The organism is Thermococcus celericrescens (assembly GCF_001484195.1).
Taxonomy (GTDB): Archaea; Methanobacteriota_B; Thermococci; order Thermococcales; family Thermococcaceae; genus Thermococcus; species Thermococcus celericrescens.
In genome coordinates, this window is the sequence record NZ_LLYW01000005.1 from 41,944 (window position 1) to 54,290 (window position 12,347).

Here is a 12,347-nt window from a genome sequence, read left to right on the forward strand (position 1 = left end):
CGGGCAAAAATTTAAAACGTTTACCAATCGACGGTGATTGGGGACAATGAGGCGGTTAATAATCCCTGCTGTAATAATCGGTCTGCTTCTTCTAACCTCGCCCCTTGGGCTAGCCCTGGAAAGGCAGGTGCCCGTTGAGGAGTCCCAACCCAGCGATGGTGGGATTTACGACTTTCTCTCTATCCTGATTGGCCTTTCTGAGTCCCTAACCGGCGCGGTTCTCGATGAGAGCAACGCTTCGCTGGGATACCTTGAGAGGCTGGGGTTCGCGGTCAACGAGACCTCCCGTGAGGTGCTGCTTTACAGGGAGAGGGGGGTGAGCACGAGGCTCGATGAATACTTTCCCCCTTTCGTTGATCTCTACATCGCCATGGTCGATATTGTTGAGGGTCAGCTTAAGTTCACCGAGTACTTCCCCTTGGTTACCGGCGGCAACTCAAGCGCCTACCTCCCGGCGCTCCATGGTGTTGAGCTTGGAATGGAGGGGGTCTCCCGTGCCAGGGAAGCCCTGGGCGAAATAGCCGGACTCTCCTTCAGAACGTCCTCCGGCAACGTCACCCTGGACACATTGGGGCTGGCGGGGAGCCTAGACGAAGTGGAGAGGCTGTTCGAACGCTATGAGGCCCTTCTCAGAAGGTACCAGCCCCCGGAGAGCCCGCTCGTTCTCTACGTTTCGGATGATACCCCTCCCATCGGCTCCAACGTCACCGTCTACGGATTGGTTAGGGGAATGGGCTCGGTCACCCTCCACATGGTTTCCCCAAGCGGTTCCGAGGACATAGCCGGCGTTCTCGTCAGGGACGGTTCCTTCAGCAGGGCCTACACCCTCGGTGAACTGGGCCTTTACAGGGTCTTTGCCACGGGCTACCTCAACGGGAGCCCCGTCCGCTCCAACACCGTCGAGATAAACGTCACCCGCATTCCAACGAGAATAGTGGCCGGCAACGGGAGCGCCTACATAGGAAGGCCCTTCCAGGTGACGGCGGTTCTTCAGGATTACCTTGGCAGGCCGATTGCCGGGGAGAAGGTCTTTGTTAGGGTTCCCGGCGGTACAACAATCCTGCGGACCGACCGGCTTGGCTACTTCCGCTTCAACGTCACTAGCGGTGCCGAGGGCACCGTACATGTTGTCATGACGTACCCGGGTTCCGGGCTTTACGGGCCGAGCCGGGCGAACATTTCCGTCCTCTTCACTCGGTATCCCCTCAGGATAACCCTGGGTGGGCCGGAGCGGGTTCGGGTCGGGCGGAACTTTACAGTTACGGTCAACGTGACTTCCGCTCATCCGGTTCCCGTCAGTATACTCGTCGACAACTCGACCTGTGCGGTCGTGAACGCCTCGGCCCCGTTCAACGTCTCCGTGGTTCTCGATGATGCGGGAATGCACTCCATAGCCGCGGTTTTTTCGGGGGACTCGCTCTACGCTCCCTCCCGCTCCAACGTTCTCTCGGTTGAGGCCGTTCCGGGACCGCCCTCCTGCGGTTTGTTCTTGTGGTTGTTGTAATGGTTGGGGCGCTGCTCATCTACCGCAGGCTCTCGGGTGGAACGGCCGCGGGGGAGGGCATCACCGACGAGGAGCTGGTGGCCCTTCTCCGTGCGGGTGAGGATGGAGGCAAAAAGCGCGGCAAGAGACTTAACGAGTACTACCGGCACGTGTACCTGCGGCTGCTGTCCCGCTACAACCTTCGGAGGAGTACCACACCAAGGGAGCTTCTGACGTTCGCCCGCGGGGAACCCTTCGAGGGGCATCTCACGTCTGCCACTGACTACCATGAGCGCTACACCTACGCGGGGAGGAGGCTCACCGCGGAGGAGATAGTGGACTTCATCCGCTCCACCGCCAACGTCATCCTTAAGCTCTTTGTGGGGGATGAGCTGTGAGACGAGTAGTTTACGCGGTACTGCTGGTGGTCGGCCTGTTCCTCGTCATCGCCCCCCTCTCGATCCCAGTGTTCACCAGTAACACCCCGTTCAGCGTGCTCAACACCGGCTGGGACGGCTGTTCCAAGTTTGGAAAGCTCCTCTACGGTACCGCTGATGGAAAGATAGTACCGGTGTTCTCTCCATTTGATTCCTTCGGGCTGTCCGGCAAAAGGGGAACACTCCTGATCATCGGTCCTGATATGGGATACAGCTCTGCGGAGATAGACGAGATCCGGGAGTTCCTGAAGAACGGCGGTACGCTCGTGCTGATGGACGACTTCGGAACCGGGAACGAGATACTTTCGGGCCTTGGCCTGAGCGCCCGCTTTTCGGGCAAGCCCTACCGGGACGTGTTCTACTACAAAAACGAGAACTTTCCGGTTCTGGTAAGGATACTCGACCCGGCCCTGGCTGAGAACGTCAGCGGCGTTATCCTGAACGTGCCATCCGTTCTCCAGGGCGTTGGGGGTGAGATTTACACGAGCAAGGTGGCGGTAGTGGGGAGCGACTTCTCCCAGTATCCCGTTATGGCGGAGGTGGATTACGGTGATGGAAGGATAGTTCTTTTCTCGGACCCGAGCGTTTTCATAAACGATATGTACGGGCTGAATGAGAACTTTATACGGAACTTCGCCGACTACGCCTTTTCGGGGCCCGTCTACATCGACGAGGCCCACCATTCCAACTTCAACCTCTACCACAGGGGGTACATCACTGTAAGGAGGAGCGCGGACAGTGAGACGATTTTCTACGTCTTCCTGTTCGTTGCGCTCATTGCCCTCTTTGTGGAGAGCGGGCTTGCCTGGCTCGTGGTTACAAAAATTCTGGCCCTGGTTCCCCGTGTCCTTCCGTCTGAGGCCGGCGAGCCCGTCGAGGCGGTGGTTCGGCGCCTCGCCGAGAGGGGGTACCGTGAGGATATACTCTTAAAGATGGTCCGCGAGATTGAGACGGGTAGAAAACTGGGTGGTGGAAAATGAAGGGTACCGACTTCCTTGAGAAGCTTAAGGATGAAATGCACAACGCCGTTGTCGGCAAGGATGACGTTATAGAGATGCTCGCGATAGCCCTCCTGGCGGAGGGCCACGTTATACTGGAGGGAATCCCAGGGGTGGCCAAGACCACAATAGCCAAGAGCTTTGCCCAGGCCATTGGACTGAAGTTCTCCAGGATTCAGCTTACCCCGGATCTGCTTCCCGCGGATATAATCGGAACCGTCTACTACAATCAGAAGACGGGCGAGTTCAAGATAAAGAAGGGCCCCATCTTTGGCAACGTCGTGCTGGCGGACGAGATCAACCGCGCCCAGCCCAAGACCCAGTCTGCTCTGCTGGAGGCCATGCAAGAGGGGCAGGTTACCATAGAGGGTCACACACTCAGGCTTCCCCGCCCGTTCCTGGTTATAGCCACGAAAAACCCCCTGGAGTTCGAGGGCGTCTATACGCTTCCGGAAGCCCAGCTCGATAGATTCATGATCAGGGTTAAAGTGGGCTATCCCGACAGGGGGGAGGAGCTTGAGATGCTCCTGAGAAAGGACCGGGGTAAGTTCGTCGAGGTCAGACAGGTCTTCACGGCCAAGCAGGTTCAGGCCCTCATATTTGAGGTCAGGAAGGTCGGCACGAGCGAGCCGGTTCTTGAGTACTTATACGAAATAATCTCGCGGACGAGGAGCGACGACAGGCTGCTCATCGGTGCCTCCCCCAGGGCTGGTGAGCATCTCCTCTACGCGTCAAAGGCCAGGGCATTCCTCCAGGGCAGAACGTACGTCATACCTGACGATATAAAGGCCGTTGCCGTTAACGTCCTGGCCCACAGGCTCATAGTGAGGGCCGAGTACGAGCTGGAGGGCCTCAAGCCGGAGACCGTCGTCAGGGAGATACTTGACTCCGTTGAGGTGCCTGTATGAAGCGGGAGGACGTGCTGTGGACGCTCGCGGGACTGGGCTTCGTTCACGGCTACCTCACTTCCGACGTCTTCAGCGCGATGTTTGGGATGGGGTTAGTTGCGTACATTCTCCACCACGACTCATCGTTTTCACCCTCTGTGGAGGCCTCCGTTGAGGTTCCTGGTGAGGTGGAGGAGGGGGAGGAGTTCAGGATTGGGCTCCAGCTTAAGAACACCGGGGGCCCGGTGGGAGTGGAGGTCTTTAACGAGACTCCCCCGGAAGTCGAGTCCCGTCCAGTCTGGCTTTTCCTCGGTCGGGGGGAGTCCAGGGTCGTGGATTATCCCGCCCGGGCCTCCATGAAGGGCATCTACCGCGTCTCAACGGTCCTTCGCCTCTACGATCCGAGCGGCATGTACTTCGAGGAGATTCGGCTGGGGGAGGGGGAGCTGAGGGTATATCCGTCGGTCGATTCGATCCGCGAGGCCGCGAGGGAGGAGGCCAACATTAGGATCGCCCAGAGGATGAAGAGGGGTATCACCTCTGGTATCGACAGCATGGAGGTTCACGGCCTCAGGGAGTACTATCCCGGTGATGACCTCAGGAAGATAGACTGGAAGGCCAGCGCTAGGCTGGGCGAGCTGATAGTTAGGGAGTTCCTCCGCGAAACGGAAAGCCCGGTTTACATAGTTCTCGACGCCACCAGGGGCATGCGGCGGCGAGTGAAGAGGGCCAGGATAGATTACGCCACCAGCCTGGTTCTCTACCTCGCCACGCTCTTGGTGATGAAAAACCGCCGCGTCGGCCTGGTGGTGTACTCCGAGGACGGATTCAGACTCGTTCCCCCCTCCGCGGGGAAGGAGCAGGTAAACCGCATTCGGAACGCTCTGGAGTTCAGACCGGCTGGAGGGAGGCCAGGCTTCAGGGTAAGGCTTGGCGAGCTCTCCCCCAGAGGCAGGCGCTTCCTCTCGCGCATCTTTCCCCGCAGAAGGGCGGGCCTGGCGGAGGCTCTCCTGGGCATCAAGGAGCCGGCGCATCTCCTCTTAGTTACCGACCTCATGAGCGACACGTCCAGGCTCTACAGGCTGATCTCGATGCTGAAGAAAAAGCACACAATAGCCATCCTCTCGCCAAACCCAGTGCTCTTCCATGCCGGCCCCCTGGATGAGGAAACCCTTAAAATCCTCTATGAAAGGTACCTGGAGAGGGAAGAACTGATCAGGAAGTTCAACTCCCTGGTCCCCACTGTGGATCTCGGGCCTGAAGACTACGCGAGGGAAGTCGTGAGGGAACTGGGATGATGTGGCTCTTCGTTGCCCTCCTCGGTGGACTGGCACTGGGCGCCAGATCGGTTCTCCTGCTGCCCCTGGCCTACGTGGCCTCGTGGAAGCGGCGGGACTGGGGCCTGGCGATCTACTTTGTATTCGGTGTTCTGGCCCTCAACGAGGTGCGCATCGGAGACGTCCTCTCCTACGCGGCCGTTAAGGCGGTTTTCTTCCTCATCCTGCCATCCTTCATGGCCCTGCGTGAGATGATGTCCTTGACTTTCCTTCCGAGTCTTCCGAAGGACTACCGCGAGATTAGGCCAGAGGGTGCAATCCCCGCCGCCCTGGTGCTCCTTGGGATAGTGTACTGGCCCCTCTTCATCGCGGGCGTTCTTTTGCTCCTGGTGCCGGGCAGTGACGTGAGGGGTTTAGCATCCTCCAGACTGCCCCTTGCCGCGGTGGTCCTGCCGATACTGGCGCTGGCCGCTCTAAGGGTGCTGCGTAATGAGCTCTACACCCCGGAGACCCAGGTCGCGCTGCTGGCGGCGTTCTCGATCTTTGCCCTCCTGTGGCGCTGGAGGGAGAGAAAAAGGGTGGATTTCAGACTCTACGGGGATTCGATGTGATCGAGGAGCTCTTTCACCGTCCTCTCCACGGCGCCGTAGCTGTTGAGCCTCGGACTCCAGCCGGTTCCCTTTGCCTTTTCTATGCCCAGGCGCATGAACTTGACATCCCCCTTCCAGCCGCGGCCCCCATCGACGCCGCCGGTGAACCGGAACTCCGGCTCCAGGCCCATCCCCTCGCTGACTATCTCCGCTATCTCCCTCACGGTTATCCAGTCGTCGTTCCCGAGGTTGTAGAAGTCGACGGTTTTGTCGCTCCCCCTGAAGTGCTCAAAGATGTGGAGCATGCCATCAACGGTATCGCTCACGTGGAGGTAGCTCTTCCTCTGGGTGCCGTCGCCGAGTATCTCAAGCTCCCCCGGGTTCTTCCTGAGCTTGTTTATGAAGTCGTAGATGACCCCGTGGTTGGAGCGCTCGCCTATGATGTTGGCGAGGCGGAAGATCAGGGCCCTGAACCCGAAAGTGTGAGCGTACCCGCTGATTAAAGCTTCGGCGGCCAGCTTGGCACCACCGTAGACGCTTATCGGCTCGAGCGGGGCGTAGTCCTCCGGCGTCGGAATCACGGATGCATCGCCGTAGACGGTTGAGGACGACGTGAAAACGAGGTACCTGGCGCTTGAACCCCTCATTGCGTTGAGCAGGTTGTAGGTTATCAGCACGTTTGTCTCGTAGAGCAGCTCCGGGCTCTGGGAACCTATTCTAACCTCAGGGTTCGCCGCGAGGTGGAAGACGGCATCGACGCCCTCAACGGCTTCCTCAACGATCCCCCGGTTCCTCATGTCTCCCTTGATGAACTCAAAGCGCTCGTGGTTCAGCCACCGCTTTATGTTTTCCAGACTGCCCGCACTGAGGTCGTCGAGAACCCTGACCTCCCATCCGAGCTCCATCAGCCTGTCCACCAGGTGTGAGCCTATGAACCCGGCACCTCCCGTTACCAGGACCTTCATTCGTACCACCACCGATGATGAGACAAAATTATTTAAATACGTTTGGACCCATCCTATGACGGTCTTGATAACCCCTGGATGGTGATAATCAATGAAAGTCCTCATAATGGCCGGCGGCTACGCGACGAGGCTGTGGCCCATAACCAAGGACAACCCCAAGGCTCTGCTGCCCGTTGGCAACAGGGTGATCCTCGACTACATACTGGAGAAGGTGGGGGAGCTTGGACTTGAGACCTACATCTCCACGAACCGCTTCTTCGAGGCTCACTTCCGCCCCTACGCAGAGGAGCGGGGGGTTGAGCTCATCGTCGAGGATACCCTCCACGAGGAGGAGAAGCTCGGCACGATAGGGGCCATGAAGAAGGCCGTCGATGAGCTGGGCCTCGACGACTACCTCGTCATCGCCGGCGACAACCTCTTCTCCTTCTCCCTGACGGACTTTCTCAGGGCCTATGACGGCAGGACGCTGATAGCGGTCTACGACGTCGGCGACCTCGAACTGGCGAAGCGCTACGGCGTTGTGGTTCTTGAGGGGGACAGGGTGATCTCATTCGAGGAGAAGCCGGCCCAGCCGCGCTCGACCCTAATAAGCACCGGCGTCTACGTCTTTCCAAAAGTCGTTATGGAGCGCATCGATGAGTACCTCTCCAACGGCAACCGCGATTCCCCCGGCTACTTCCTCCAGTGGCTCCTCTCCAAAGGCGAGCCGATAAAGGCCTACCGCTTCTCCGAGTACTGGTATGATATAGGCTCGGCCGACAGCTACCTGGAGGCCCTCAAGACGCTCCTCCGGGAGAGCCACGTCGAGGAGATTCAGATAAGCCCCTACGCCAAGATAATCCCGCCGGTCGTCATAAAGAGGGGTGCGAAAATCCTGGGGCGCTCCATAATCGGCCCCTACGCCTACATCGGCGAGAGTTGCACCATAGAGAACTCGGACATAAGCGACTCGATAGTCTTCAGGAACACGGTCATCAGGAACTCCACGATATGGCGCTCCATCATAGACGAGAAGTGCGAGATAAGAAACCTCGAGCTCAGGAAGAGCCTCGTCGGCGGGCACGCAAAGATACAGAGGGGTGAGTGAGACCGTACCTGTTTCGGGTGGGGTCTACTTCTTTATCCTTGAGTCGTATTAGATCACAATCCTTATTAACGACAGGACCTACCCGAAACAGGTGGTGTCTAGTGCTTTTGATACCCGTCCAAAGGCTTCAATGGATGAGGTTTTCGGAAGGAAAGCGGAATACTGGGAGCTGGTTGAGAAAATCGAAAACGGGAGAACTTCTTCGTCCTGACCTCCTCCCCGCCGTAAACGGCGGGGTTTTCAAGAGAAAAAGATAACGGACTCCATTGAGGGCATCACGGTTAAGGGGCTGTTTTGTAGTTGGTAATCACAAGAGGTTTAAGGATTGGAAGGTTGGGCAAACGTGGTTGGTGAGAACGCCCAAAGGAGTCTTCATAAACGTCGTTTTTTCGAAGGAGGTTGAAATAATCGAGCCTGAAGCTTTCGTTGGGATTGACATTTTTCTTTCAACAAGCCTCGCCCTTTAGGGCGGGGTACAGTGTTTGAAAGGTTAGCACTAGGTAGGAAAGCATTCCCCGAAAAGCTTATGAATCCAGACCATACTAATGTTGATTGGTGTGGACTAATAGGGGTTATCAACGTATCAGTTGATGATGATGTCGAGAAAAAGTTCAGAGAACTCGTGGCGAAAAAATACGGAAAAATAAGAGGAGCCTTAGGTATGGCCGTAACTGAGGCAATGAAACTCTGGATTAAAAAAGCCGAAAGCGAGGAACAATGAAGCGCTCAGTAACAGTAAAACTCCAGCCGAGCAAGGAGCAGGAAAACCCTCTTCGAGTTAGCTCACGCTTCGGCAGTAATCTGGAACAAGCTGAACTACCAGCGTTTAAAACAATTCAAAGAATTCGGCAGGATTGATTTTAACGGGACGGAAAAGGAAGCCTATCACGAGTTCAAAAACTGGATTGTGGTTCAACGGTTCAACAATTAGCCAGAAAGAACGCCGAAAGCTGGAGGAGCTTCTTCCAACTCAACAAGAAGAAAAACGGAGAATTGCCGGAGTGGTTCAAGCCCAAACCTCCCGGCTTTGTTAGAGAAGAAAACGGTAAGAAAGTCTTCATAATCCTCATCAGAAACGACCAGTACAGGATTGACGGGAACGTCGTCGAGTTGAGGCGCCTTGGAAAATTTGGAAGATTGAGGATTCAATTCAAGGGGAAAATTTACCTCAGGGGCAAGCAGGGAAGGTTAGAGATAACTTACGACGAGGTAAAGCGAAAATGGTACGCTCACACCAACATCACGGTGGAAGAAAAACTAATCAACGACGAGTGGGTGAGAGTTCCAAAACAACCCTTGGGCGACCTTTCAGCGGGAATTGACTTGGGAGTGAACAATTTAATGGCGGTCTACGTTGAGAACGGCGAAAGCTTCCTCGTGAATGGAAGGCCCTTGAAGAGCATCGCCTTTTACTGGCAGGAGAGGATTTCAGAATACCAGTCAAAACTCAACAAGTCTGGAGCAAAAACGAGTAGGAACCTCAAAAGAATGCACGAGAAGGCTAAACTACAAGCCAAGCATTACATCAACACTGCGGTAAGGCAGACTGTCGAGAGGCTTTATCAGCTGGGAGTTAACAGAATCGTCGTTGGTTACCCCAAAGGAATAGCCAGAAACTCTGATAATGGTAAAAAGCAGAATTTCCTTCTCTCCCACGTGTGGAGGTTTAATACTGTCATTAAACGCTTGAAGGAAGTCTCGGAAGAATGTTGTTATGAACGCCGACCTTGTTGGAGCGTTTAATATTTTAAAGAAGGTTGTGGAAAAGATAACCCCTAGCCTTCCAGCCTTGGCTGGAGGTAGGGGTAATTGGGGGAAGACCCTCCCGGAGGGGTTCTCCGAACCCCCTTCAAAAGGGGTGATGAGGATTACCCCTCGAACCTATCCGCCCTTAGCGAGGGGTTAAGCCGAACCCTCGCCCTCTAGAGCGGGGAGGAGGTCATATTCGGATAAATTATCCGACATCCATTTTTCTATCCCTTCACCCTCCGGGCAAATTTTGAGGTCAAAATTCGTCACCGTGGCAACACTGGGTGGGGTAAGGTATATTACCGGGCGCATCATAGGGCTACGCTGATGCTTCTCCTAACAGGGGCAACGATAGATAACTGTATGTCAGGGGTGTTTATATGCCAGTTGAAAAAGTGATGAAAAGGGATGGCAGAATTGTCCCGTTCGATAAAGAGCGTATAAAGTGGGCTATACAGAGGGCAATGCTTGAAGTCGGCGTTCGCGACGAGAAGCTCCTCAATAAAGTCGTTAGAAGGGTCGTTAGAAGGGTCAACGAGCTGTACGACGGCCAAACCCCACACATAGAGAACATTCAGGACATAGTCGAGCTCGAACTCATGCGCGCCGGCCTCTTCGACGTGGCAAAGGCCTACATCCTCTACCGCAAGAGAAAGGCCGAGATACGCGAGGAGAAGAAAAAGGTACTCAACAAGGACAGGCTGGACGAGATAGACAAGCGCTTCTCGATCAACGCCCTCCGCGTCCTTGCTTCACGCTATCTGATAAAGAACGAGAAGGGGGAGATAATTGAGAGCCCCAGGGAGCTCTTCGAGCGCGTCGCTGTTCTCGCTGTCATTCCGGACCTGCTCTACGACGAGCGCGTTTTTGACAGGGCGGGCGGCCATGAGCAGGACCCGGGCAGGGTGGAGCACTATCTAAAAGTCCTCGACGAGTACGACGGGAAGCTCTCCATCGGAAGGTTCAAGCTCAACAAATACCACTTCGAGAGGCTCCTCAACCTCTACCGCGAGCTGGCGGAGAAGGGCCAGATTAAGGTCCCAATAGAGAAAGTCGTCGAAATGCTCGAAAACGGGGCCTTTGACTCATACGAGGACGAGGTTGAGGAGTACTTCAGGCTGATGACGAGCCAGGTTTTCATGCCCAACAGCCCGGCGCTCATCAACTCGGGCAGGCCGCTCGGGATGCTCTCGGCGTGCTTCGTTGTGCCGATAGAGGATGACATGGAGAGCATCATGAAGGCGGCACACGACGTTGCCATGATACAAAAAGCTGGCGGCGGAACGGGCGTTAATTTCTCAAAACTCCGCCCAGAGGGTGATTTGGTCGGAACAACAACCGGAGCCGCCTCGGGACCAGTTTCGTTCATGCACCTCATCGACGCCGTCAGCGACGTCATCAAACAGGGAGGCGTTAGAAGGGGCGCCAACATGGGCATCCTTGAGGTCTGGCACCCGGACATAGAAAAGTTCATCCACGCCAAGGAGAAGAACATCGGAACCAACGTGCTCAGCAACTTCAACATAAGCGTCGGCATCTGGGAGGACTTCTGGGAGGCCCTCAAGGAGGGCAAGCGCTACCCGCTCGTCAACCCGAGGACGGGCGAGAGGGTCAAGGAGATAGACCCCAAGAGCCTCTTCGAAGAGCTCGCCTTCATGGCCTGGGCGAAGGCAGACCCCGGTGTGGTATTCTTTGACGTCATCAACAGGAGGAACGTTCTGGAGCCTGCAAAGGGCGAAAAAATCCGCGCGACCAATCCATGCGGAGAAGAGCCGCTCTACGACTACGAATCGTGTAATCTGGCCTCGATTAACCTTGCAAAGTTCGTGAAGTACGACGAGGAAGGCCAGCCGTACTTCGACTGGGACGAGTACGCCTATGTCATTCAGAAGGTCGCTAAGTACCTCGACAACGCCATCGACGTCAACAAGTTCCCGCTTCCCGAGATAGACCGCAACACCAAGCTCACGAGGAGAATAGGCGTCGGAATGATGGGTTTGGCTGATGCGCTCTTCAAGCTGGGCATAGCATACAACAGCAAAGAGGGCTACGACTTCATGAGAAAGGCCACCGAGTACCTCACCTTCTACGCCTACAAGTACTCCGTCGAAGCGGCCAAGAAGCGCGGGACCTTCCCGCTCTATGAAAAGAGCAAATACAAGGACGGCGAGCTCCCGGTTGAGGGCTTCTACCACCGCGAGATATGGAACCTGCCGTGGGACGAGCTGGCCGAAGAGATCAGGCGCTATGGCGTAAGGAACGGAATGGTAACAACGTGCCCGCCAACGGGTTCGGTCTCGATGATAGCCGACACCTCCAGCGGAATCGAGCCCATATTCGCCCTCGTCTATAAGAAGAGCGTCACCGTCGGTGAGTTCTACTACGTTGACCCCGTCTTCGAGTCCGAACTCAAGAAGCGCGGCCTCTACAGCGACGAGATACTCAGGAAGATAAGCGACAACTACGGCTCGGTCCAGGGTCTCGAGGAGATTCCTGAGGACCTCCAGCGCGTCTTCGTAACCTCCATGGACATCCACTGGCTCGACCACCTCCTGGCGCAGGCCAACATCCAGCTCTGGCTTACCGACAGCGCCAGCAAGACCATAAACATGCCGAACGACGCCACCGTCGAGGACGTCAAGGCGGCTTATCTCCTCGCCTACAAGCTCGGTTGCAAGGGCATAACCGTCTACCGCGACGGATCGCTCTCGGTGCAGGTCTACAGCGTCGAGGGAGAGAAGAAGCAGCGCGTCAAGGCCAAGCCGAGCAGCTACGCCGTCGAGAGGCTCAGGACCGTCGTCGAGGCGGAGCCGGGGCTGGCCAAGTTCATCAACGTGGAGGCGATACTCAACGGGACCAACGGCAAGGAGAAGG

Annotated in this window: 10 protein-coding genes and 2 pseudogenes; 11 read left to right on the forward strand and 1 reads right to left on the reverse strand. The window is 56.2% G+C overall.

Going from position 1 to position 12,347, the window contains the following annotated elements; all coding sequences use genetic code 11:
- The first annotated feature begins 46 nt into the window (after positions 1–46).
- From APY94_RS02075 to APY94_RS02100, 6 genes are read left to right on the forward strand one after another with little or no spacing between them, the layout of a single operon-like run.
- The gene (locus APY94_RS02075) at positions 47–1,504 is read left to right on the forward strand and encodes an Ig-like domain repeat protein (RefSeq protein ID WP_058938061.1); all 1,458 of its coding nucleotides are present in this window, start codon (positions 47–49) and stop codon (positions 1,502–1,504) included.
- Positions 1,492–1,881 (forward strand): hypothetical protein, encoded by a 390-nt coding sequence (locus APY94_RS02080; RefSeq protein ID WP_157065440.1) that lies wholly within the window; start codon positions 1,492–1,494, stop codon positions 1,879–1,881. Before APY94_RS02075 ends, APY94_RS02080 begins: the two co-directional genes overlap by 13 nt.
- Positions 1,878–2,900 carry a DUF4350 domain-containing protein gene (locus tag APY94_RS02085; RefSeq protein WP_058938063.1) on the forward strand — a complete coding sequence of 341 codons (1,023 nt, stop codon included), beginning with the start codon at positions 1,878–1,880 and terminating at the stop codon, positions 2,898–2,900. The genes APY94_RS02080 and APY94_RS02085 overlap by 4 nt, the downstream gene beginning before the upstream one ends.
- Positions 2,897–3,826, forward strand: coding sequence for an AAA family ATPase (locus APY94_RS02090; protein ID WP_058938064.1), 930 nt, complete (start codon positions 2,897–2,899; stop codon positions 3,824–3,826). Before APY94_RS02085 ends, APY94_RS02090 begins: the two co-directional genes overlap by 4 nt.
- Positions 3,823–5,103 carry a DUF58 domain-containing protein gene (locus tag APY94_RS02095; protein ID WP_058938065.1) on the forward strand — a complete coding sequence of 427 codons (1,281 nt, stop codon included), beginning with the start codon at positions 3,823–3,825 and terminating at the stop codon, positions 5,101–5,103. The genes APY94_RS02090 and APY94_RS02095 overlap by 4 nt, the downstream gene beginning before the upstream one ends.
- The gene (locus APY94_RS02100) at positions 5,100–5,693 is read left to right on the forward strand and encodes a hypothetical protein (RefSeq protein ID WP_058938066.1); all 594 of its coding nucleotides are present in this window, start codon (positions 5,100–5,102) and stop codon (positions 5,691–5,693) included. The genes APY94_RS02095 and APY94_RS02100 overlap by 4 nt, the downstream gene beginning before the upstream one ends.
- On the opposite strand, the gene APY94_RS02105 is transcribed toward APY94_RS02100, so the two are convergent.
- Positions 5,675–6,637, reverse strand: a complete 963-nt coding sequence (locus tag APY94_RS02105; protein ID WP_058938067.1) for an NAD-dependent epimerase/dehydratase family protein — start codon at positions 6,635–6,637, stop codon at positions 5,675–5,677. The two genes, APY94_RS02100 and APY94_RS02105, sit on opposite strands and share 19 nt — an antisense overlap.
- Positions 6,638–6,728: 91 nt before the next feature.
- On the opposite strand from APY94_RS02105, the gene APY94_RS02110 reads away from it, so the two are divergent.
- The 5 genes and pseudogenes from APY94_RS02110 to APY94_RS02125 all read left to right on the forward strand — a co-directional run.
- Positions 6,729–7,724, forward strand: coding sequence for a sugar phosphate nucleotidyltransferase (locus APY94_RS02110; protein ID WP_058938068.1), 996 nt, complete (start codon positions 6,729–6,731; stop codon positions 7,722–7,724).
- A gap of 308 nt (positions 7,725–8,032) precedes the next feature.
- Positions 8,033–8,164: pseudogene (locus APY94_RS13815) on the forward strand (RNA-guided endonuclease InsQ/TnpB family protein); the annotation flags it as partial.
- A gap of 38 nt (positions 8,165–8,202) precedes the next feature.
- On the forward strand, positions 8,203–8,445 hold the full coding sequence (locus tag APY94_RS02115; protein ID WP_058938069.1) for a hypothetical protein: 243 nt from the start codon (positions 8,203–8,205) through the stop codon (positions 8,443–8,445).
- Positions 8,442–9,630 (forward strand): annotated as a pseudogene (locus APY94_RS02120) (RNA-guided endonuclease InsQ/TnpB family protein). Before APY94_RS02115 ends, APY94_RS02120 begins: the two are co-directional and overlap by 4 nt.
- Positions 9,631–9,853: 223 nt before the next feature.
- Positions 9,854–12,347 (forward strand): adenosylcobalamin-dependent ribonucleoside-diphosphate reductase (locus tag APY94_RS02125; protein ID WP_058938070.1); only part of this gene is annotated, 2,494 nt, incomplete at its 3' end.

Coding starts and splice junctions, on each gene's coding strand:
- APY94_RS02100 (WP_058938066.1), top strand. CDS start 5,100: ATGATGTGGCTCTTCGTTGCCCTCCTCGGTGGACTGGCACTGGGCGCC.
- APY94_RS02075 (WP_058938061.1), top strand. CDS start 47: ATGAGGCGGTTAATAATCCCTGCTGTAATAATCGGTCTGCTTCTTCTA.
- APY94_RS02105 (WP_058938067.1), bottom strand. CDS start 6,637: ATGAAGGTCCTGGTAACGGGAGGTGCCGGGTTCATAGGCTCACACCTG.
- APY94_RS02090 (WP_058938064.1), top strand. CDS start 2,897: ATGAAGGGTACCGACTTCCTTGAGAAGCTTAAGGATGAAATGCACAAC.
- APY94_RS02110 (WP_058938068.1), top strand. CDS start 6,729: ATGAAAGTCCTCATAATGGCCGGCGGCTACGCGACGAGGCTGTGGCCC.
- APY94_RS02095 (WP_058938065.1), top strand. CDS start 3,823: ATGAAGCGGGAGGACGTGCTGTGGACGCTCGCGGGACTGGGCTTCGTT.